Below are 21,278 nucleotides of genomic sequence, written 5' to 3'. Positions count from 1 at the left end.
CAGCGTCTGGGTGACTGGGTAAGCGCTTTCCCATATGAAACCAGGTTCCCGACGCGAGCGCAAGCCTCGCCCCTCAGGCCAGAGCCGGTGCCGGGACCTCGACCTTGCGCGCTGTGCGGCGACCCGCCGGGTCGAACGCGGTCAGGAGCAGGCCCGCGGCCACCCAACATCCGAGCAGGAGCCACGGGAACGAGACATCTGCGTCCGGGAAGTACGACAGGTCGCGCAGCAGCGTGGCGCCGGCGCCCGGCGGCATCCACTGGCCGATCGTGCCCCACGGGTCGAGCAGGAACTCGACCGGCACGTTCGCCGCCGAAAGCGGGTTCGCGAACAGGATCATCGACACCGCGCCGAGCGCGACCCCCGGCGTGCCGAACAGCGCGGAGAAGCCGGTCACGGTCGACGCGATCGCAGCGATCGTGAGCGCGATGGCCCCGGCGTTCGTCCAGAAGTCGCCCTGCAGCGCACCGATCCAGGTCTGCAGGATGCCGGTGAGCACGAGTCCTGCAGACGCCGCGTACACGAGGATGCCCGTGATCCGGCGCCAGGCGCCTGTCACCGTGAGCGACAGCAGCACGCCGCCGAGCACGCCGCCGATGACCATCGGGAACAGCGACACCGTCAGGCCGATGCCCTGCGGGTCGTCGTCCGAGTAGGGCGCGAGGTCGGTCACCTTCACGGTCACGGTCGGGATCTCGAACGCACCCTGGTTCGGCGGCAGCTGCGGCTTCTGGCCGGCCATCGCCGCCTTCAACGCCTCCCCCATCGCGGTCTGCAGCTGCTGCACGCCCAGCTCGACCTGTGTGCGGATCTGCGCGTCGATCTGCTTCTGCAGCTGCGCAGCCAGCCCGTCGAGCACGCCGGCGACCTGAGAGCTCGCCGCCGTGGCCTTGAGCAGCTCGGGCGCATCGGTCGGGGCGTCGCCGAGCACGATGGCGCCGTACGCCTCGCGATGCTCGATCGCCGCGGCGGCCGCGTCGCGATCGTCGTAGCGGATCAGGTCCACGGCCCCGTCGGACTTGTCATCGACGGCCGCCTCGACCTGCGTGACGGAGGCGTCCGGCCCGACGATCCCGACCGGCAGGTCCTTCGCGGACGCGGTGAGCGACGGCCACGCGAAGGCGAGCAGGATGCCGCCGACGATCAGCGACAGCCCGATCCCGAGGGCGATCGCGCGCACCCAGGGGGTGCGGGACGGAGCGGATGCCGTGGACATGATTCCTCCTAAAACGAATGTTCGTTCTTTTTATGATGCGCCTCCTGTCCTAGGCTTGTCAACGGAGGTCGGGATGCCGAAGATCAGCGACAGCAGACGCGAGGAACGACGTCGTTCCATCCTCGAAGCCGCATTGCGCTGCTTCATCCGCACCGGGTACCAGCAGACCTCGATGGCCGACATCATCGCCGAGTCCGGGCTCTCCACCGGCGCGATCTACAACTACTTCCCCAGCAAGCGCGAACTCATCCGCGGGGTCGCCGCGCTCGTGATCGGCGACCGTCAGATCGAGCTCGCGAGCGCGGCATCCGACCATCCGGTCGGACCCGCCGAGATCGCGACCCTGCTCATCGAGGGCGTGCGCGCGCACGCGCCAGTGCAGGCGCTGGTGCAGGTATGGTCCGAGGCGACCGTCGACACCGAGCTGCGCGGCCTCATCCAGGAGACCATCGGCGGCATGCGCGAGACGATCGCCGGCGCGCTCGAGCCGTGGGGACGGACACATCCGGAGCGGCTGCCGGACGGCGCCGATCCCGCGGAGTGGGCGCGCGAGGTGACCCCCGTCGTGCTCGCCCTGATCCCCGGCTTCGCTCTGCAGCGCACGATGTTCGACGACTTCGACGAGGAGCGCTACCTCACGGGCGTCGGCGTGCTGCTGCCCTGACGCGCCAGCTGCGCCGTCAGCTCCCGAGCGCGTCCAGCAGGTCGGCGAACAGGTCGAGGTCCTCGGCCGACCACGCGCGCAGCCGCTCGCCGATGCGCGCCTCGTACGCCGCGCGAGCCGTCGCGACCCGCTCGCGGGCGAGGTCGGTCGCGACGAGCAGCCGCGCCCGACCGTCCTCGGGATCGCGCACGCTCTCCACCAGACCGAGCTCCTCGAGCTGCCGCACCTGACGGCTCACGACGGACTTGTCCGTCTGCAGCCGCTCGATGATCGCGCCGGCCGACGTCGCCTTGCCGCTCTCGATCGCGGCGAGCACCTGATAGCCGAGCGGCTGCAGGTCGGGATGCACCGTCGCCGCCGCGTCCCGCCAGCTCATCCGGATGCGAGCGAAGAGACGCCCCAGCTCCTGCTCGACGCGGGCGACGGCCTGGTCGAGCTCAGGCCGCTCTGCGCGCGCATCGGAGGGATCGGTCATGCCGCCCAGTCTATTTCGCCGGACACGACGGAACCCCGCCGCACGGGGCGACGGGGTTCCGAGAAATACGGCAGGCTCAGGCCTCGGCGAGCACCCGGAACACCTTCGAGGCGATCTCGATCTCACCGGGATTCAGCTCGATCATGGCCGCACGCATCCGCTGGGCGTGGTCGGCGCGCACCTCGGCGAGCGCCGCACATGCCTTCGGGGTGGCGGTGAGCACCCGCAGGCGCCCGTCCCGCTCGTCGGGCCGCGATTCCAGCAGACCCAGGTCCTCCAGCATCCGCACCTGACGGCTGACGACCGACTTGTCCATCTCGAAGCTCTCGGCGAGCTGGTGGGCGTTCGTGCCGCCGGAGTGGGCGACGAACGTCAACAGTTTGTAGCCGGTGGCCTGCAGCTCGGGATCCACCCGAGCTGCAGACTCCCGCCACAGCGTGCGCGCTCGCGCGAACATCAGGTTCAGCTGCCCCTGGAACTCGGCGAGTGCCTCGTCGACGTCGGGCGAAGCCGGCGTGGTGCCTGCGGTGACCATGTCAGCGGCTCTGGTCCTCGTCCTCGCGTTCGAGGACGGCCACCGAACCGGTGGAAGGTGCGGCATCCTCGGCCGAGACCGTGCGGATGCTGCCGGTGGGGGTGTACGAACCGACCTCCGCCTCAGCGACCTCGAGCGCCGACTCCTCGGCCCGCTCGCGCAACTCCTCGGCGGCGTTCTTGGTCGACAGCGGCTTGTTCTTGATGAACGCGATCGCGATGATGCCGAGCACGGCCAGCGGGACGGCCAGGAAGAAGGCGTCGGCGATGCCGCTGCCGTAGGCCGACTCGACTATGTTGCGGATCGACTCCGGCAGATCGGCCATCTTGGGCACGTCGCCCGAGCCGAGCATCTTCAGCGCCTCGAGCTCCGCGGGGGTGGAAGGCTTGAAGCCGACGAAGCCGTCCTTGATGTACTGGGTGACGTTTGTGGCCAGGACCGAGCCCATGATGGTGACGCCGATGGTGCCCGCGATCGTGCGGAAGAAGTTCACGCCGGACGAAGCAGCGCCGAGCTGCTGCGGCGGGGTGTCGTTCTGCACGATCAGGGTGAGGTTCTGCATGACCATGCCGAGGCCCGCGCCGAGCACGAACATGAAGACTGCGACAAGGGCGTACGGGGTGTCGTACTTCAGCGTGGACATCAGGTACACGCCGACGAGGGCGAGCACCGAGCCCAGCATCATCCAGCCCTTCCACTTGCCGAACCGGCTGACCAACTGGCCGATGATGATCGACGCACCCATCTGGCCGACGATCATCGGAATCGTCATCAGACCCGACTCGGTCGGTGTGGCGCCGCGCGCCAGCTGGAAGTACTGCGCGAGGAACACCGAGGTGGCGAACATCGAGACGCCGATCGCGATCGACGCGAGGACCGACAGCGTGAAGGTGCGGTTGCGGAACAGCGACATCGGAACGATGGGCTCCTTGACGAAGAACTCGACGAGCACGAACGCGACGAGCACGACGCCCGAGCCGATCGCGAGGACGTAGCTGGTCATCGAGTCCCAGTCGAACTGCTGGCCGCCCATGGAGACCCAGATCAGCAGAGCGGCCACGCCGACCGCGAGCAGCACGACGCCGAGGTAGTCGATGGAGACCTTCTTGGCCTCGGGCTTCGGCAGGTGCAGCGTGAACTGCAGCAGGATCAGGGCGACGATCGCGAAGGGGACGCCGACCCAGAAGTTGGAGCGCCAGCCCCACACGTCGGTGAGGAAACCGCCGAGCAGAGGGCCGCCGATGGTGGCGAAGGCCATGATGCCTCCGACGACGCCCATGTACTTGCCGCGCTCACGGGGCGAGATGATCAGCGCGACCGCGACCATCACCAGCGACATGAGACCGCCGACGCCGATGCCCTGCACGACGCGCATCGCGATGAGCATGTTGATGTCGGTCGAGAAACCGGCGATCACGGTGCCGACCGTGAACAGCACGAGCGACAGCTGCACGAGCACCTTGCGGTCGAGCAGGTCGGAGAGCTTGCCCCAGATCGGGGTGGAGATCGCGGTGGCCAGAAGGCTCGCCGTGATGACCCAGGTGTACTGGGCCTGTGTGCCGCCGAGGTCGGCGACGATGACGGGAAGCGAGGTCGACACGACCGTGCCCGAGAGCACGGCGACGAACATTCCGACGATGAGGCCGGAGATCGCGGTGAAGATCTCGCGGGCTGAGCGCTTCTCAGCCGTGGAGTGTGTGTGGGAGTTCAAAAGGGGATTCTCCTGCATAGAAAGTTGATCTGCGTCAACGATACATCATTAGTTGCCCTTTCTCAACTATTGCCAGATGTCAACGATCTCGCGGGGTCCTATCGTTGACCCATGGCCGCTCATCGCCCGCATGCCCTGCTCGCCATGTCGACGGATGCCGCACAGACGGTGTTCGACGACCGGCGGCTCACCCGCCTCGGCACGCTCGCCGACCTCGGCCGCGACGCTCCCGTGACGGACATCGACGCTCTCCCCGACGACGAACTGTCCGGAATCGAGGTGCTGGTCACCTCCTGGGGCGCGCCGGAACTGGATGCCGCGCGGCTGGCACGACTGCCGAGACTGCGTGCCGTCTTCCACGCCGCCGGCAGCGTGCGGCAGATCGTGACCGACGCGTTCTGGGACCGCGGCATCCTGATCACGTCGGCGGCCGACGCCAACGCCGTGCCCGTCGCCGAGTTCGCCTTCGCCGAGATCGTGCTCGCCGGCAAGCGCGCCTTCCTGCACGTTCGCGAGCCCGGCTTCCGGCCCGAGAACGGCCTGCACGACTACGCCGGGATCGGCAACGTCGACCGCACGATCGGCATCGTCGGGTACTCCCGCATCGGCCGCCGCGTGGTCGAGATGCTCCGGATGCTGGACGTGCGGGTGCTCGTGGCCGACCCCTTTGCGGATTCCGCGGACGTGGCCTCCGCCGGCGCCGAACTCGTGCCGCTCATCGAACTGCTCCCGCAGGCGGACGTCCTCTCGCTGCACGCACCGGCGCTGCCGGAGACGCACCACATGATCGGTACCGCGCAGCTGGCCGCACTCCGCGACGGGGCCACCGTGATCAACACCGCGCGCGGCGCGCTGCTCGACCACGACGCTCTGCTGGCCGAGTGCCGCACCGGTCGACTGGACGCCGTGCTCGACGTCACCGATCCCGAACCGCTGCCCGCGGACTCGGAACTGCTGCGACTGCCGAACGTGGCGATCACCCCGCACATCGCGGGCTCCCTCGGCACCGAGCTGCGCCGGCTGGCGGACTCCGCCCTCGACGAGCTCGCGGCATATGCGAGCGGCGCCGCACCGCGGCATCCGGTCACCGCTGCCGAGATGGCGACCACCGCATGATCGACCTGCCCGCCTCCGATCGCACGCTCTCGCCGCTCACCGGCTGGACGAGGACGCACTGGACCACCGTCGCCGACACGATCCTCGACGGAGCGGCGCGCCACGCCAGCCCCGCCCAGTCGCTGATCCGCTATCCCGGCGAACCGGGCGGGATGGGCGCAGAGGTCGATGCATTGGAGGGCTTCAGCCGCACCTTCATGCTCGCGGCGTTCCGCATCGCGGGCGACCCGGACGGCACCGAGGCGGTCGCCGAGCGATACGCGCGCGGCTTCGCGGCGGGCGTCGACCCGCAGCATCCGGAGCGCTGGCTGACGCCCGACGAGACCCCGCAGGCGAAGGTGGAGGCAGCCGCGCTGGCCCTGGGCCTGCACCTCACCCGGGACACGGTCTGGGCGCGGCTGTCGGAGCGCACCAGGCAGCAGGCCATCGACTACCTCGCGACGTTCGTCGGAGCCCCGTATCCGCCGAACAACTGGGCCTGGTTCCGGCTCATCGTGGAGCAGTTCCTGGCATCGGTCGGCGGCCCGTTCTCGGCGTCCGACCAGCAGGAGGACCTCGCGCTGCTGGACGGCTTCGAGCTGCCGGGCGGATGGGTGGCCGACGGCTTCGGCCGCAACTTCGACCACTACTGCGGCTGGGCGATGCCGTTCTACCCCATCATCTGGGCCGACATGGTCGGCGACAACCCGGCGCACACCGCACGCATCGCGCGCTACAAGGAGCGCCTCGACGACTACCTCGACGACGCGCTGCACCTGATCGGCCGCGACGGCGCCCCGCTGTTCCAGGGGCGCAGCCTGACCTACCGGTTCGGCACGGCGGGGACGGCCTGGGCGGCCGCGTTCCACGGCGGCTCCCGCCACGACGCCGGGCTGCTGCGCCGCGCGGCGAGCGGCCAGGTCGCGCACTTCGTCGAACGAGGGATGCCGGATGCCGACGGCGTGCTGCCCCTGGGCTGGCTGCGACCCTGGCGACCGATCGCCCAGTGGTACTCGGGGCAGGGGTCGCCGTACTGGGCGGCGAAGGGCATGCTCGGACTCGCGCTGCCCGCCGACCATCCGGCCTGGACCGCGACCGAGCAGGAGCTGCCGATCGACCGCGGACCATTCGCCCGTGTGCTGCACGCGCCGGGATGGCTCGCCGTCGGAACATCCGACGGTGTGGTGCGGGTGACCAATCACGGCACCGACCATCGCCTCGAGGGCACCCTCGAGGCGGACGGCCCGCTGTACGCGAAGCTCGGGTACTCGACGGCGACGACGCCTGTGCTGCACGGACCCGGCGTCGAGGAGCCGGTCGACGGGGCCGTCGCCCTGCTGCGCGAGGGGCGGCCGACCCATCGGTCCGGGTTCGTCGTCGGCCCCGCGCGCGCGATCGACGACGAGACGCTGATCGCGTCGTCGCGGTGCGTCGCGCACTGGCCGCACGAGCGGGACTACGCGGAGCCGGACATCGGGCTCTGGCATCCGGCGATCGGCGCCGACGCCGGCCCCGAGATCGACACGGTGTCCGTGGTGCACGATGCGTGGGAGGTGCGGTTCGTCCGCATGCACGGCGGCGGAGTGCTGCGCGTCGGCGGCTGGGCGCTGACCGCGGAGGACCTCGTCGAGCACGACGGCGCCTGGGCCTCGGGCGCGCATCTGACGACCAGGATCGTGCCCCTGTCGCATCCGGCCGAGGGCGCCGGAGTGCTCTGGCAGGACGACGTCTCACCGCTCGCGGGGCGCACCGCGGTGCCCTGGATCGAGACGGCGGTGCGACCGGGAGAATGGCAGGCGTTCGGCGTGCTGCTCGGTTCTTCGGCCGGGGTGCCGGCGCTCGCCGGCACGCGCATCACCTGGCCCGACGGTCGCTCGACCGAGATCGACCTCGATGAAGCATCCGCCTGACGGCGGCGACGAAAGGAATCCCATGCGCGCAGTGATCATGCACGGCCCCGGTGACGTCCGTGTCGAGGACGTCCCCGAACCCTCGATCGTCGAGCCCACGGATGCCGTCATCCGCATCACTGCGACGTGCGTCTGCGGGTCGGATCTGTGGCCCTACCGCGGCATCGACACCCCGAAGGGCCCGCGGCGGATGGGCCACGAGTACATCGGCGTCGTCGAGCAGATCGGCGCAGACGTCCGAGACATCCGGGTCGGTGACTTCGTGGTCGGCTCGTTCATGGCATCCGACGGCACCTGCGAGATCTGCCTGGCCGGCTATCAGTCCCGCTGCATCCACGTGGTCGGCATGGGCGCTATCGGAACGCAAGCCGAGTACGCCCGCATCCCGTGGGCCGACGGTACGCTCGTGCGCGTCGACGGGACCCCGACGGATGCGCAGACGCGCAGCCTCCTGGCGGCATCCGACGTCCTCGGCACCGGATGGTTCGCGGCGGTCGCCGCGGAGGCCGGACCCGGCAAGACGGTCGCGGTCGTCGGCGACGGTGCCGTGGGTCTGCTCGGCGTGCTCGCCGCGCGGGAGCTGGGCGCCGAGCGGATCATCGCGATGTCACGGCACGCCGATCGGCAGGCGCTCGCGCGGCGGTTCGGCGCCACCGACGTCGTCGAGGAGCGCGGGGATGCCGGGGTCGCGCGCATCAAGGAGCTGACCGGCGGCTACGGCGCGCACTCCACGATCGAGGCTGTCGGCACGCAGGAGTCGATGCAGCAGGCGATGCGCGCCACACGCGCCGGCGGGCACGTCGGATTCGTCGGCGTCTCGCACGGCGTGACCATCGACGGCAGCGAGCTGTTCTACTCCGGCGTGCACCTGCACGGCGGCCCGGCGCCCGTGCGCCGGTTCCTGCCCGAGCTGATCGACCTGATCATGACGGATGCGATCGATCCCGGCGTGGTGTTCGACCTGACGCTCCCGCTCGACGACGCCGCCGAGGCCTACCGCGCGATGGACGAGCGTCGCGCGACCAAGGTGCTGCTGGAGCTCTGACCATGGCGCGGTCGTTCAGTCACGGACTGCAGAAGGCGCTCGAGCCGGCCGCCCTGGCCATGTCGGGGCGCAGGTGGTTCCCGCTCTACGCCACGGTGCACCACCGCGGACGCAAGAGCGGAACAGCGTTCACGACGCCCGTCGCAGTCGTGCCATCGCGCAGCCACGAGACGATCGTGATCGGGCTGCCCTGGGGCACGACCACCAACTGGGCCCGCAACGTGGTGGCTGCGGGATTCGCGGATCTGGATTGGAAGGGCGGGGTCGTGCACACCGTCGATCCGCGCATCGTGGATGCCGCCGAGGCGGCGGCGCTGTGCAGGCGGCCGTTCAGCGCCGTCGTGCGTCGGATGCCGGGGGCGATCGTGCTGCGCATCGGCTGAGGCGTCGGCCGAGCCTTGGATCAGGCGCTCGCGCGCAGCACCAGCTCCGGCATCGCGAGGTCCGGGGCGGACGCCTCGGTCCCCTCGATCGCTGCGACGAGAGCCTGCACGGCCTGCTCGCCGAGCGCGTCGAAGTCCTGGCGGATCGTGCTGAGCGGAGGACTGTAGTCCGCGGCATCCGCGATGTCGTCGAAGCCGATCACCGCGACGTCCTCGGGAACGCGCCGCCCCATCTCGGCGAGAGCGCGCAGCAGACCGAGCGCCATCTGATCGTTCGCGACGAACACCGCTGTGACGTCCGGATCCGCGGCGAGTGCGCGGCCCTGCGCATAGCCGGATGCGGCGGACCAGTCGCCGCGGAGCGGCGCGGGTGCGTCCGGTACTGCCGCGCGCCAGCCGCGCTCGCGCTCGTCCGCCGCGTACGACCCGGCGGGACCGGCCAGATGGTGCACTCGCTCGTGCTCCGCGAGCAGGTGCTCGGTGGCGAGGCGCGCACCGGCGGCGTGGTCGGTGCCGATCACGGTGAAGCGGTCGTCGGGCGGGGAGTCCACGACGACCAGGCGGAGTCCGGCGGATGCCGCGTCGCGGGCGAGCGCGGTGGCCTCGTTCAGCACGACCGCACCGTCGACGCCCTGGTCATGCAGCCTGTCGAAGGCTCGCGCGATGTCGCCGTCGATCCCGAGCGTCACGACCGTGAGTGCGTAGCCGCGGGCTGCCGCGGACTCGGCGACGGCCTGCAGCATCCGCGAGTTGCCGACGGTGGCGAGCGTCTGCGCGACGAGCCCGAGGGTGTGCGTGCGGCCGGTGCGCAGTGCCCGCGCGGCGCGGTTGGGGCGGTAGCCGAGCTCGGCCATCGCCTGCTCGACCCTGGCGCGGGTCTCGGGGTCGACCTTCGGGCTGTCGTTCGCGACGCGCGAGACGGTCTGGCCTGAGACACCGGCGCGGGCGGCGACCATCGCCATCGAGACACGCTGCGGCTGCGACATCCGGGTCCCCCTTCCGTTCTGATGTTGACGTTACCACGGCCGGGCGGTACCGTGTTGACGTGAACATTCGCACTCTGGGCGCCGGCGTCGTCGCGCGCGACACCCGCCTCGCGGACGGCCGTGAGCTGATCTACTTCGACGACCCCGGCACGACGCTGCCCACCGAGCGCAGCATCGACGCCCGCGACCTCGATCCGCGACCTGAGACCGCGACCATGCGGCAGGACGTGCTGACCGGCGACTGGATCACCTTCGCGACCAAGCGGCAGAACCGGGTGCTGATGCCCGGTGCCGACGCCGATCCGCTCGCTCCGCAGACGCCGACGAACCCCTCCGAGGTGCCGTCGCTGTACGACGTCGCGGTGTTCGAGAACCGCTCCCCCGCGTTCGGGCCCGCCCTGGCGTCCGCCGTCGGCACGGCGCCCGCCGCGATCGACCCGCCTCTCGGCCTCGACGACCTGACCACGGTCGGCATCGGTCGCACCCGCAGCAGCGTCGGCCGCTGCGAGGTGGTCTGCTTCAGCCCCGAGCACTCCGGATCCTTCGGCACGCTCTCCCCTGTCCGCGCCCGCACGGTCATCGAGGCGTGGGCCGACCGGACCGCCGCCCTGTCGGCGCTGCCCGGGATCGAGCAGGTGTTCCCGTTCGAGAACCGTGGCGAGGCGATCGGCGTCTCGCTGCCGCATCCGCACGGCCAGATCTACTCGTACCCGTATGTGACCCCGCGCACACAGCGCCTGCTCGACGTCGCCGACGACGGGCTGTTCGCGCGCGTCCTCGAGTCGGAGCAGGCGTCGTCGCGCGTCGTGCTGCAGGGCGAGCACTGGACGGCGTTCGTGCCCTTCGCCGCGCGCTGGCCGCTCGAGGTGCAGCTGATGCCGCACCGTCACGCCGCCGACTTCGCCGAGCTGACCGACGCCGAGCGCGACGAGCTCGCGCCGCTGTACCTGCGGCTGCTGCGTGGTGTCGACGCGCTGTACTCGACTCCGACCCCGTACATCGCCGCCTGGCATCAGGCACCGGTCCGCGTCGGCCGAGAGACGATCCGGATGCGGCTCGAGCTGACCAGTCCGCGCCGCGGCGAGGACAAGCTCAAGTTCCTCGCCGGCTCCGAGGCCGCGATGGCGGCATGGACCGCCGAGATCCTCCCCGAGGACGCCGCTGCGCGCCTGCGCGACGCGATCGCCTCGGTTCCCGCCCTCTGACCTCCCCCGGAGACACCATGACCGCACTTTCCGCCGCCCGCGACCTGTTCGGCGCGCTCACCGGCGCCGAGCCCGACGGCATCTGGTCGGCGCCCGGCCGGGTGAACCTCATCGGAGAGCACACCGACTACAACGAGGGCTACGTGCTGCCCTTCGCCATCCCGCACCGCACGTACGCGGCCGCGCGGCTGCGCGATGACGACCGCATCGTGGTGTCGTCGACGTTCGCCGACGCGCCGGTCGAGGTGGGCCTCGACGAGCTGTCCGCGCTCTTCCCCTCCGAAGGCGACCTGCGCGTGCCGGAGTGGTCGGCCTACGTGCTCGGCGTCGCGTGGGCGCTCCGCGAGCTGAACCCCTCCGCCCCCGGCATCCGTGGCGTCGAGATCGCGATCGCTTCGGATGTGCCGGTCGGCGCCGGCCTGTCGTCCTCGGCGGCGATCGAGGGAGCCGTGGCATCCGCTCTGAACGACCTCTGGGAGCTCGGGCTCGATCCGGTCGCGCTCGCGCGCGCCGGACGCCGGGCCGAGAACGAGGCCGTCGGCGCCCCGACCGGGATCATGGACCAGATGGCGTCGATGCTCGGCGTCGCCGACGCCGCGACGTTCCTCGACTGCCGCACGCTCGAGACGCAGTCGGTGCCGACCGGCTTCACGGATGCCGGACTCGAACTGCTCGTGATCGACACGCGGGTGAAGCACGCGCACTCCACCGGCGGGTACCGTGACCGGCGGGATGCCTGCGAGCGCGGCGCCACGATCATGGGCGTGCCCGCACTGCGGGACGTATCCGTCGACGACCTGTCGCGGGCGGCCGAACTGATGGATGACGTGACCTTCCGCCGCGTGCGGCACATCGTCACCGAGAACCAGCGCGTGCTCGACACGGTCGCCGCGCTGCGGACGGACGGCCCGCGCGCGATCGGCGATCTGCTCACCGCTTCGCACGCGTCGATGCGCGACGACTTCGAGATCTCGGTTGCGGAGCTCGACACCGCGGTCGCCGCGGCGCTGAATGCCGGCGCGCTCGGTGCCCGGATGACCGGCGGAGGCTTCGGCGGCGCCGCGATCGCGCTGGTCTCGCACACGGACGTCATCGCGGTGACCGATGCCGTCGAGCGCTCGTTCGCGGATGCCGGGTACCTGGCGCCCCACATCTTCACTGTCGCTCCGTCCGAGGGCCCGCGCCGGGACGCCTGAGGCTTTCGGGCCGGAGTAGAGCGAGGGCCCGTGCGGGTGCGGATGCACGGCATCCGATCCCGCACGGGCCCTCACTCGGCAGGTGTCAGACCCCGGCCGTCTCCAGTTCGGCGAGGACGGCCTCGACCTCGCCGCGCAGCGCCGAGCGCTCGGCATCCGGCAGCCAGGACGCGTCCACGGCGCGCACGGCCATCCTGCTGAGCTGCTCGCGCGAGGCGCCGATCTGCTCGTTGAGGATGGTGTACTCGTTCGCGAGCGTGGTGGGGAACATGCCCGGATCATCCGAGCACGGCACGACGTTCAGTCCGGCGTCGAGCATCGCCCGGATGGACGCGCGTCGCCAGGGGCGCCAGGAACGCCGCGAGGTCGTCGACCCCACGGTGAACGTCACCCGCTCGTCACGGACACGAGCCACCACCTCGGGGTCCTCGAGCACGTAGTAGCCGTGATCGATGCGATCGCAGCCGAGCAGGTCGAGGCAGGTGATCGTGTTCTGCGCGCTCGGGGCGTGCTCTGAGGAGTGCGCGGTGCGGTGCAGCCCCGCCTGTCCGGCAAGCCGGTAGGCGTCGGCGAACCGCTCGGGCGGACCGGCGGTCTCGAGGTTGTCGAGCCCGATGCCGACGACGTACTCGTTCGGGTTGTCGACGACCTCGCGCACCCGCTCGAGCGCCTCGGCGCCGCTCTTGGAGCGGTCGATGCCCTTGATCATGCGCCCCGTCATGCCGAAGTCGCGCTCCGCCATCCGGATGCCCTCGGCGTACGCCTCGACGCTGCCCGTGTATCCGAGCGCCGAGAGGTGCTCGGGGACGTCGTCGAAGAACAGCTCCAGGTGCCGCGTGCCGCTGAGGCGGTGCGCGTCCTCGAACGCCTCGTAGACGATCCGGGTGAGGTCATCCGCATCGCGCAGGGACTGGATCACCCAGGCGGATGCCTGGAACAGCGAGTACGACACCTCGGGCTCACCGGCCGAACGACCCTGCGGCACGGGGATAACCGTGTTGCGGTACAGGGCGGGATCCGGCGGCAGCGAGTTGATGTCGGCGAAGATCCGCTCCGGGTCGTCGGGCAGATCGAGCTTCGCGCGCCTTGCCAGGTCGGCGAAAGTCGTCGCGCGGACGGTACCGATCAGGTGGCAGTGCAGATCGACTTTGGGGACCCTGCGGATCCATTCCTCGGAGACGGCGGGCGTCACTTCGACGACACCTCACGCGCGAAGCGGTCGACCCACTCGTTGCGCGTCGGCACCAGCTCAGCCGGGTCGAGCGTCTGGTAGCCCGCCTTGATCGGATCGTCGGCGATGTCGCCCACGACGGCACGGATGTCGTCGGGGACCGTGGCGCCGGGGTTGACCGGCAGATCACCGACGACCTTGGCGGACGCGGTCTGGGCCTCGACGCCGAGCAGGTACTGGATGAACTTGTACGCGGCTTCGGTGTGGGCGGCGCCCTTGGGGATCATCACCCGGTTCGTCGCCATGTAGGCGCCCTCGGACGGCGCGGTCCAGGCGATCGGCTCGCCGGAGGCGACGAGATCGGTGGCGAACCCGTTGAGGGAGTCGGCCGCGACGATCTCGCCCTGCGTGATCAGGTTCGTGACCTCGGTGGACGAACTGTAGAACTGCAGGATGTTCGGCGCCCAGCCGCCCATCACCTTGAAGGCGGTGTCGACGTCGTACGGACCGTCGCCATAGGTCTCGCCGACGCCGCTGATCGTCAACTGACCGGCGGTGACCGCGATGTCGGGCAGCGCGAGCTTGCCCTTGAACTTCTTGTCGCCGTAGAGGCCCCAGTCGGATGCCTGCTTCTGGTCGAGCTCGTCGGTGCGGTAGAGCGTGCCGTTCAGCTGGTAGCTGTAGGCCGGGCCGTCGTAGGCGTCCTCCTTGGCGAAGTCGGCGATCTCGCCCAGCGCCGGAACCTTGGATGCGTCGACCTTCTGGAACAGGTCGTCCTTCTGCCCGAGCGCGGCGTAGAAGTCGCTGATGAGCATCACGTCGACGCCGGGGTCCCTGCCGTCGGCGAGCTGGAGCTTGGAGATGCGGTCGGCGTTCGAGCCGGTGTCCACCTCGACCTTGATCCCGGTCTCCTTGGTGAAGGGGTCGATGACTGCCTCCTGCAGCTGCTCGACGCCGAACGGGAAGGTGCTCAGGATGAGCGTGTCGGAATCGGCGTCGGAGCTCGACCCGGAGTCGGCGGAGGAGCATCCGCCGAGGACGAGTGCGGAGGCGGCGACGCCGGCGATGAGCGCGACGGCACGGAGTCTGCGGTTCTGCATGGGGATCCTTTCGGGAGGTCGTGAGTGCGTGATCGTCAGTCGGTGAGGGACACGAGGTGGCGGGAGGAGGCGGCGACCGTCACGGCGTCTCCCGGCGCGAGACGCGGCGCGCCGTCGGCCCGTACATCGGAGCGCAGGGTGATGGCGCCGGTCTGGTCCTGCGCCTCGACCGTGATGAGCAGGTCGACGCCGCGGTAGGCGACGTCGCGCACGGTGCCGGGCAGTGACAGCCCGCCGTCGGATGCCTGATCCGCATCGGGGCTGACGACGACGTGCTCTGGACGCACCGTCAGCAGGCCGTCCTTCGTCTGCACGAAGTTCTCATAGCCGAGGAAGTCGGCGACGAAGCGATTGGCCGGAGAGCCGAAGACGTCGGCGGGCGCTCCCTGCTGCATGATCCTGCCGGAGCGCATCAGCACCATCTCGTCGCTCATCTCGAGCGCCTCGTCCTGATCATGGGTGACCAGGACGACGGTGAGCCCCGTCTCGTGCTGGATGCGGCGGATCTCAGCGCGCATCTGCACGCGCAGCCGTGCGTCGAGGTTGGACAACGGCTCGTCGAGCAGCAGCAGCTTCGGGCGGATGGCGATCGCACGGGCCAGTGCGACGCGCTGCTGCTGGCCGCCGGAGAGCGCCCGGGGTTTCCGTGCTGCCAGGTGGCCCAGTCCGACCAGGTCGAGGCTCTCGGCCACTCGTGCGTTCCGGTCCGCCTTCGACACTCCGCGCAGCTTGAGACCGTAGGCGACGTTGTCGGCGACGGTCATGTGCGGGAACAGCGCGTAGGACTGGAACACCATGCCCAGCCCGCGCTTCTCCGGGGGCGTGGTCGTGGCATCCGCGCCGTCGATGAGGATGGTGCCGCTGGTCGGACGGGTGTAGCCCGCCAGCATCCGGAGCGACGTGGTCTTCCCGCAACCGGACGGACCGAGCAGCGTGGTCAGCTTGCCGGCCGGGATGTCGAGATCGATGGCGTCGACGGCGGTGAAGTCACCGAAGACCTGGGTGACGGACCTGAACTGTGCTGCAGCGTTCACCGGTTGATTCCTCCGAAGATCTTGGCGAAGCCGACCGTCTTCTCGGCGATGACGGCGATGACGACTGTGGCGGCGAGGATGAGGGTCGAGGCGGCGGCGACCATGGGGTCGTAGCTCTGCTGCACGTAGTCGAGCATGGTGACCGGCAGCGTCTGGGTGGTGCGGCTCTGCAGCAGGAGCGAGAGCGGCACGTTGTTGAACGAGGTGATGAAGCTGAGCAGCGCTGCGGAGAAGATGCCGGGGCGCAGGATCGGCAGCGTGATCGTCCAGAAGGTGCGCCACGGCGAGGCGCCGAGACCGCGCGCCGCCTCCTCGATGAACGGATCTGCACCCGCGACGGCCGCCCCGGTGACGCGCACCGCATAGGGCAGCAGCAGCGCGGTGTGCCCGATCAGCAGGACGAAGAAGTTGTCGATCCGCATCGTCACGATGAGCTGCTGGTAGAGCGCGAGGCCGACGACGAGCTCGGGGACGATGAGCGGCGAGAGGAAGAGACCCTCGACGACCCCCTTCCCCGGCAGCTTGCCGCGGTGGATCGCCAACGTGGCCGGAACGCCGACCAGCAGCGCGAGGAAGGTGGAGATGAGGGCGATCTGGATGCTGGTGACCAGCGAGCCGACGAAGGGCTGGTAGGTCAGCGCGGCGTCGAACCACTGCAGCGAGAAGCCCTGCGGCGGGAACTTCAGAGTCTTCCCGCCGGTGAAGGCGACCGCGACGACGAACATGATCGGAACGATCATCACGATGTAGCCGGCGACCGCGAAGGCCGTGGCGACTGGACGGCTGTTCTTCACGACGTCGCTCCCTTCCTGCCGATGGCGGACGACACCGCGGAGGCGGCGAAGACGAGGACCGTCATGATCAGTGCGGTCGCTGACGCGCCGGCCCAGTCCAGGGTGACGCTGGCGTAGTTGAACAGCTGCGTGGAGAGGACGCGGTTGGCCGATCCGCCCAGCAGGTACGGGGTGGTGTACGCGGTGACGGACCCTGCGAACACGAGCGTCGCCGCGACGACGATGCCCGGCAGCGACAGCGGCAGCACCACGTCCCAGAAGGTGCGGGTCTTGGAGGCTCCGAGGCCGCGGGCGGCGTCGTCGAGACCGGCATCGACCTGCGAGACCGCGGAGTAGCAGGTGATGATCGCCAGCGGCAGGAACAGCTGCGTCAGGCCGAGCACGACCGCGAAGGGCGTGTACAGCAGCTGCGGGGCCTTGTCGATCAGGCCGAGCCCGGTGAGCAGCTGGCCGATCGCACCATTGGATCCGAGCACGACGAGCCAGCCGAAGGTGCGCACGACGTTGCTGAGCAGCAGCGGGAAGATCGCGAGGGCGAGGAGGACGCCCGACCAGCGCGAACCCGTCCGGGCCAGCAGAAACGCGATCGGGAATCCGAAGACGACGCAGACGACCGTGACGATGACGGCGAGCAGCAGAGTGCGGCCGATGATCGCGAGCTCGTAGGGATCGACGAGCATCTGCCCCAGCCGGACGAAGATGTCGGATGTCTGGGTGCGCGGCGGCGCGAGCAGCATCGCCACCGAGGGCACGAGGAACCCGACAAGCAGGAACGCCAGGCCCGGCAGCAGCAGCAACGTCGGTGTGAGTCTGCCCCTCATCATCATCTCCTCTGATCGACTGCTCCAATGTACCCGGTTTCATTTCGGACGCAACCCTCGGTCGTAATCTTTCAGTTCAGGCGAACGAATGCTGATTCGGGCATGAAACAACCGGTTACATCGACACCGGGATATGCTGGGCCGAACCGAGGAGGGCACATGGTCACGATCGCCGATGTGGCGAAGCTCGCCGGCGTCTCGAAGGCGACGGCGTCGCGGGCGTTCTCGCGCCCCGAGATCGTCTCCCCCGACACGGCCATGCGGGTGCATTCCGCCGCCGAGAAGCTCGGCTTCGTCGCCAACAACGCCGCACGCCTGCTCGCCGGCGGCAGAAGCGGCATCCTGGCGCTCGTGGTCCCCACGCTCGACAACAGCTACTTCGCGCCGATCATCGCCGGCGCGCAGTCCCGCGCGGATGCGGCGGGCTACCAGCTCACGGTCGTGGTCCACCCCCTCGAGTCCGCCGCCGAGATCCCGCCCTTCGAGCGGCTGCGGCGGCAGGTCGACGGCCTGATCGTGATCGCTCCTCGCGGCTCCGACGACTTCATCGAGTCCGCTCTGGGGAGCACCCCGACGGTCCTCGTCGACCGGGAGATCGACGGGACACCGTCAGTCATCGCCGATTCCGCCGCGGCCTTCGGCCGCCTGGTCCAAGGGCTGGCCGATGCCGGTCATCGACGCATCGTCTACATCGGCGGGCCGGCCGGGTCCTGGCAGGACAGGCAGCGCACCCAGGCCGCGCAGGGGGCCGCGGCATCGGCGGGCGTCAGGCTCGCGGTCGTCGGCCCCTACCCCTCCACATTCGCGGCGGGCATCGAGGCATCGGACGCGGTTCGCGCGGAGGATCCGAGCGCCGTCGTGCCCTACGCCACTGCCCTCGGACTCGGGGTCCAGTTCGCCTACCTCTCCGCGGGCGACCGGCCTCCGCTGGTGAGCTCCGAGCGCGCGATCGTACAGGCGCTCGGTCACGACGACGTCCCCGCGATCGACGCCGACGGACATCAGCTGGGGTCCGTCGCCGCGGAAATGCTCCTGACCCGGATCTCGACGCCGGACGCCCCTCCCGAGCGGCAGAGGCTGGATGTCGAACTGGAGCTCGGGAGCCTCCGGGACCTCGCCGGTTCGGACGCCTGACCCCGCTGACCGCCCGCATAGGATGACGGGATGCTGATCCGCCCCGCGACCCCCGACGACGCGCACGGGATCGCCGTGGTGCACGTGCGCTCATGGCAGAGCGCATACCGGGGCCTGCTGCCGCAGCCGGTGCTGGACGATCTGTCCGTCACCGAGCGCGCCAAGGGCTGGCGGCGCCTGCTGCAGCCGAACCGTCGGGCAGAAGGCCCGGCCTCCCGCACGCTCGTCGCCGAGGTCGACGGCCGTGTCCTGGGCTGGGCGTCGTTCGGCGACCCGCGCGAGGACGAGATCCCGGATGCCGGTGAGCTGTGGGGCATCTACGCGCATCCCGATGCGTACGGAACCGGCGTCGGCCACGCACTGATCACCGCCGTCGAGCAGGCGCTGCACGATGACGGGCATCCGATCGCCTATCTGTGGGTGCTGGACGGCAACGAGCGCGCAGCCACGTTCTACGAGCGGCACGGGTGGCTGGCCGACGGCGCGACGAAGGTCGAGGAGCGACCTCATCTGCGCCTCTTCGAGCGCCGCCGCGTCAAAGAGCTCGACTGAGGACCGTCAGGCGTCCGGCGTCCTGATCGGGTACAGCCAGAAGCACAGCCAGGCCAGGGCCGTGAAGCCGAGCGGCACGACCGCCAGCATGATGCGGACGGCGCCGTCGACTGTCGCGGGCTGCGCATCACCCAGCGACGCGTCGAAGCCTGAGGCGGTCAGCACCCACGCGGCGACGATCGCCTGCAGCACCACCGACCCGCGCACCACGAAGCCGTTCACTCCGAAGTACACGCCCTCGCGCTGGTGCCCGGTGCGCGCCGCGTCGTCGTCGATGATCTGCCCGAGCATGATCTCCAGCAGCTGCAGCAGCCCGCCGACGCCGACGCCCACCGCGAGGCCGACCAGCGCCGCGCCGAGCACCGAGGCCGGCCAGAGGAAGCACAGCACCGCCACCCCGAAGATCGCGACGCCGACGAGCACCGCGGTGCGCGGTGAGGTGCGCCGGACGAACCAGCTCCACCCCACGATCGACGGGATCGCAGCAGCGAAGATCGCTCCGAGCAGAATGCTGGCGTCGCCCTCAGCCGCATGCAGGGAGTACCGCACGTAGAACGGGATCGCCGCGATGATGATCGCGACCGAGGTCTGCACCATCAGCGACCCGAGCACGTAGGGCATGAAGGCTCGGTTCGCGAAGGTGTAGGTCAGCTGCTCGCGCCAGGACATCTCCTCGCGGGCATCCTCCGGAGCACCGGAGGAGCGCTCCACCATCCCAGCGGCGAACGACCATGCCAGCACGCTCAGACACACCGCGCCGAGGATGAGCGCCATCGCCGGCCAGCCCAGAGACCCGTAGATCGTCGGCGCTATCGCGGTGCCGAGCACCATGCCGAGGATGCCGAAGATCTGCCGCGGCACGTTGCCCGAAGCCCGCTCCGCGGTGGTGCGGAAGATCTCGGGGAACAGTGCCGACACGTTCAGCACCACGACCACGAACGCCACGTCGTACACGGCGACGACCACGATGAACCATGCGATCAGTCCGCCGGCGGGCAGCGCCGGCGGCATCCAGATCAGCGCGAAGGCGACCACGAGCGGCACGATCCCCAGCCCGATCCACGGCACGCGCCGCCCCCAGGGCGTGCGCAGCCGGTCGGACAGCGCGCCGACCACCGGGTTCAGCACGGCGTTCAGGATGCCGTGCGCGATCATCGCCACCGCGACCCAGCCCGCCGGCACCCCCAGGTGGGCGACGTAGAAGTAGACGACGAACGCCGAGAACGTCTGCGACATCAGCTGGATCGGGAAGCCGGATGCCCCGAAGGCGATGCTCTGCGTGCGCGTCGGCGCGCCCTCGAGGCGGCGGTCGCGGATGCCGGTGACGAGGCTCATGCTCGCTGCAGATCCCGCAGGTCGCGCCACCCGATACGGACGAGTCCCTCGGCGGCGATCGCCTCGGCGACCGCCGGATCGGCGAGCAGCCGCAGTTCGTGCCCGCGCTTGGGCGCGGCGTAGTCCACGGTCGCGCGCAGTTCGTCGTCGTCCACCATCGGATGCAGGAAGATCTCGGTCACCCCGGCAGGCACGGCCCGCAGCAGGTCGAGGAATCCGTCGCGCACCTGCTCGTAGGTCTCCTCGGCGTCCGTTCCCTCGCCGTCCAGTCCGAACGGGTGCGTCCAACTGCGGTCCGGGATGACCACGCCCGCGGCATCCGCGGCGGCCGCCGCCTGATCGATCAGCGGCTGCATGGCCGGGTCGACCTCGAGACCGGTGCCGTAGCGCGGCAGCCGGAACGGCAGCCCGTGCGCGGCGGCGAGCGGCAGCACCTGCGCGAGGAAGTCGCGCCCCGTCTCGAGCCCGTACACCGAGCCCATGTGGTTGTCGAGGTGCGTGACGTCGATTCCGGCCGCGAGCGCCGCCTCGAGCTGCGCGGCGATCTCGGCGGCGACATCCGCCTCGGCCGCGTTCTGCTCCACCTCGAGCGAGGTGCGCGGGAAGTACCCGTCGGCGTCGACCAGCGAAGAGCGGATGCCGGTCAGCGGGCGCCACCGGTACGCGGTCCACTCGCTGGTGAGCACGAGGTGCACACCGATGTCGAGGTCGGTGCGGGATGCCGCGAATGCGGCCGCGTCAGGGGCCCAGGCACAGGGCACCATCAGCGTGGTCGAATCGAGGCGGCCGTCTGCGAGCAGGCCGGTGATGGCGCGGTTCGCGCCGCGGCACATGCCGAAGTCGTCGGCGTTGAGGATGATCGCGCGGGTCCCGGCCGGCAGGCCGAGGCGATCGGTGAGGGGTACGGGCACGGGTT

The 21,278-nt window shown here is 70.2% G+C and carries 21 protein-coding genes; 9 read left to right on the top strand and 12 right to left on the bottom strand.

What is annotated here, in order from left to right; all coding sequences use genetic code 11:
• Positions 1-73 precede the first annotated feature (73 nt).
• Positions 74-1,216 (bottom strand): hypothetical protein, encoded by a 1,143-nt coding sequence (locus ACFVAE_RS14165; protein WP_378893318.1) that lies wholly within the window; start codon positions 1,214-1,216, stop codon positions 74-76.
• 73 nt (positions 1,217-1,289) lie between these two features.
• On the opposite strand from ACFVAE_RS14165, the gene ACFVAE_RS14160 reads away from it, so the two are divergent.
• A complete protein-coding gene (locus ACFVAE_RS14160) occupies positions 1,290-1,880 on the top strand; it encodes a TetR/AcrR family transcriptional regulator (protein WP_378893315.1) in 591 nt (196 codons plus the stop codon).
• Between the two features lie 16 nt (positions 1,881-1,896).
• On the opposite strand, the gene ACFVAE_RS14155 is transcribed toward ACFVAE_RS14160, so the two are convergent.
• The 3 genes from ACFVAE_RS14155 to ACFVAE_RS14145 form a co-directional block, all read right to left on the bottom strand.
• On the bottom strand, positions 1,897-2,355 hold the full coding sequence (locus ACFVAE_RS14155) for a MarR family winged helix-turn-helix transcriptional regulator (RefSeq protein ID WP_378893312.1): 459 nt from the start codon (positions 2,353-2,355) through the stop codon (positions 1,897-1,899).
• Positions 2,356-2,431: 76 nt separating this feature from the next.
• Complete coding sequence (locus ACFVAE_RS14150) at positions 2,432-2,890, bottom strand: MarR family winged helix-turn-helix transcriptional regulator (RefSeq protein ID WP_378893309.1); 459 nt, start codon at positions 2,888-2,890, stop codon at positions 2,432-2,434.
• A 1-nt stretch (position 2,891) separates the two neighbouring features.
• Positions 2,892-4,619 carry an MDR family MFS transporter gene (locus tag ACFVAE_RS14145; protein WP_378893307.1) on the bottom strand — a complete coding sequence of 576 codons (1,728 nt, stop codon included), beginning with the start codon at positions 4,617-4,619 and terminating at the stop codon, positions 2,892-2,894.
• 93 nt (positions 4,620-4,712) lie between these two features.
• Here ACFVAE_RS14145 and ACFVAE_RS14140 point away from each other — a divergent pair, with 93 nt between their 5' ends.
• From ACFVAE_RS14140 to ACFVAE_RS14125, 4 genes are read left to right on the top strand one after another with little or no spacing between them, the layout of a single operon-like run.
• Complete coding sequence (locus ACFVAE_RS14140; protein WP_378893304.1) at positions 4,713-5,717, top strand: hydroxyacid dehydrogenase; 1,005 nt, start codon at positions 4,713-4,715, stop codon at positions 5,715-5,717.
• Positions 5,714-7,606: a DUF2264 domain-containing protein gene (locus ACFVAE_RS14135; RefSeq protein WP_378893302.1), complete on the top strand. Its 1,893-nt coding sequence runs from the start codon at positions 5,714-5,716 to the stop codon at positions 7,604-7,606. Before ACFVAE_RS14140 ends, ACFVAE_RS14135 begins: the two co-directional genes overlap by 4 nt.
• Positions 7,607-7,628: 22 nt before the next feature.
• Complete coding sequence (locus tag ACFVAE_RS14130; protein ID WP_378893299.1) at positions 7,629-8,651, top strand: zinc-dependent alcohol dehydrogenase family protein; 1,023 nt, start codon at positions 7,629-7,631, stop codon at positions 8,649-8,651.
• Between the two features lie 2 nt (positions 8,652-8,653).
• The gene (locus tag ACFVAE_RS14125; RefSeq protein WP_378893297.1) at positions 8,654-9,034 is read left to right on the top strand and encodes a nitroreductase family deazaflavin-dependent oxidoreductase; all 381 of its coding nucleotides are present in this window, start codon (positions 8,654-8,656) and stop codon (positions 9,032-9,034) included.
• Positions 9,035-9,054: 20 nt separating this feature from the next.
• Here the strand turns inward: ACFVAE_RS14125 and ACFVAE_RS14120 are convergent, their stop codons facing one another.
• Entirely contained in the window at positions 9,055-10,020 is a 966-nt protein-coding gene (locus ACFVAE_RS14120; RefSeq protein ID WP_378893294.1) for a LacI family DNA-binding transcriptional regulator, read from the bottom strand.
• Positions 10,021-10,079: 59 nt separating this feature from the next.
• Between ACFVAE_RS14120 and galT the strand changes: the two genes are divergently transcribed.
• Complete coding sequence (gene galT / locus ACFVAE_RS14115) at positions 10,080-11,225, top strand: galactose-1-phosphate uridylyltransferase (RefSeq protein WP_378893292.1); 1,146 nt, start codon at positions 10,080-10,082, stop codon at positions 11,223-11,225.
• Positions 11,226-11,242: 17 nt separating this feature from the next.
• Positions 11,243-12,421, top strand: a complete 1,179-nt coding sequence (gene galK, locus ACFVAE_RS14110; protein ID WP_378893290.1) for a galactokinase — start codon at positions 11,243-11,245, stop codon at positions 12,419-12,421.
• Between the two features lie 85 nt (positions 12,422-12,506).
• Here the strand turns inward: galK and ACFVAE_RS14105 are convergent, their stop codons facing one another.
• Genes ACFVAE_RS14105 through ACFVAE_RS14085 form a run of 5 tightly spaced genes read right to left on the bottom strand, consistent with a single transcriptional unit; the run spans position 12,507 to position 17,341 of the window.
• Positions 12,507-13,613 carry an adenosine deaminase gene (locus ACFVAE_RS14105; protein WP_378893287.1) on the bottom strand — a complete coding sequence of 369 codons (1,107 nt, stop codon included), beginning with the start codon at positions 13,611-13,613 and terminating at the stop codon, positions 12,507-12,509.
• Entirely contained in the window at positions 13,610-14,692 is a 1,083-nt protein-coding gene (locus ACFVAE_RS14100; protein ID WP_378893284.1) for an extracellular solute-binding protein, read from the bottom strand. The genes ACFVAE_RS14105 and ACFVAE_RS14100 overlap by 4 nt, the downstream gene beginning before the upstream one ends.
• A gap of 35 nt (positions 14,693-14,727) precedes the next feature.
• The gene (locus ACFVAE_RS14095; protein WP_378893282.1) at positions 14,728-15,726 is read right to left on the bottom strand and encodes an ABC transporter ATP-binding protein; all 999 of its coding nucleotides are present in this window, start codon (positions 15,724-15,726) and stop codon (positions 14,728-14,730) included.
• The gene (locus tag ACFVAE_RS14090; RefSeq protein ID WP_378893280.1) at positions 15,723-16,520 is read right to left on the bottom strand and encodes an ABC transporter permease; all 798 of its coding nucleotides are present in this window, start codon (positions 16,518-16,520) and stop codon (positions 15,723-15,725) included. The genes ACFVAE_RS14095 and ACFVAE_RS14090 overlap by 4 nt, the downstream gene beginning before the upstream one ends.
• Positions 16,517-17,341: an ABC transporter permease gene (locus ACFVAE_RS14085; RefSeq protein ID WP_378893277.1), complete on the bottom strand. Its 825-nt coding sequence runs from the start codon at positions 17,339-17,341 to the stop codon at positions 16,517-16,519. The genes ACFVAE_RS14090 and ACFVAE_RS14085 overlap by 4 nt, the downstream gene beginning before the upstream one ends.
• Before the next feature lie 159 nt (positions 17,342-17,500).
• On the opposite strand from ACFVAE_RS14085, the gene ACFVAE_RS14080 reads away from it, so the two are divergent.
• Entirely contained in the window at positions 17,501-18,475 is a 975-nt protein-coding gene (locus ACFVAE_RS14080; protein ID WP_378893274.1) for a LacI family DNA-binding transcriptional regulator, read from the top strand.
• A gap of 30 nt (positions 18,476-18,505) precedes the next feature.
• Positions 18,506-19,027 (top strand): GNAT family N-acetyltransferase, encoded by a 522-nt coding sequence (locus ACFVAE_RS14075; protein WP_378893272.1) that lies wholly within the window; start codon positions 18,506-18,508, stop codon positions 19,025-19,027.
• 6 nt (positions 19,028-19,033) lie between these two features.
• On the opposite strand, the gene ACFVAE_RS14070 is transcribed toward ACFVAE_RS14075, so the two are convergent.
• Positions 19,034-20,362 (bottom strand): MFS transporter, encoded by a 1,329-nt coding sequence (locus ACFVAE_RS14070; protein ID WP_378893269.1) that lies wholly within the window; start codon positions 20,360-20,362, stop codon positions 19,034-19,036.
• Positions 20,359-21,273 (bottom strand): ChbG/HpnK family deacetylase, encoded by a 915-nt coding sequence (locus ACFVAE_RS14065; RefSeq protein ID WP_378893266.1) that lies wholly within the window; start codon positions 21,271-21,273, stop codon positions 20,359-20,361. The genes ACFVAE_RS14070 and ACFVAE_RS14065 overlap by 4 nt, the downstream gene beginning before the upstream one ends.
• Between the last annotated feature and the right edge of the window lie 5 nt (positions 21,274-21,278).

Source organism: Microbacterium sp. NPDC057659 (assembly GCF_042799915.1).
Lineage (GTDB): Bacteria > Actinomycetota > Actinomycetes > Actinomycetales > Microbacteriaceae > Microbacterium.
Note: the sequence above shows the minus strand (reverse complement) of the source record. Positions and strands in the feature narration are given on the sequence as shown.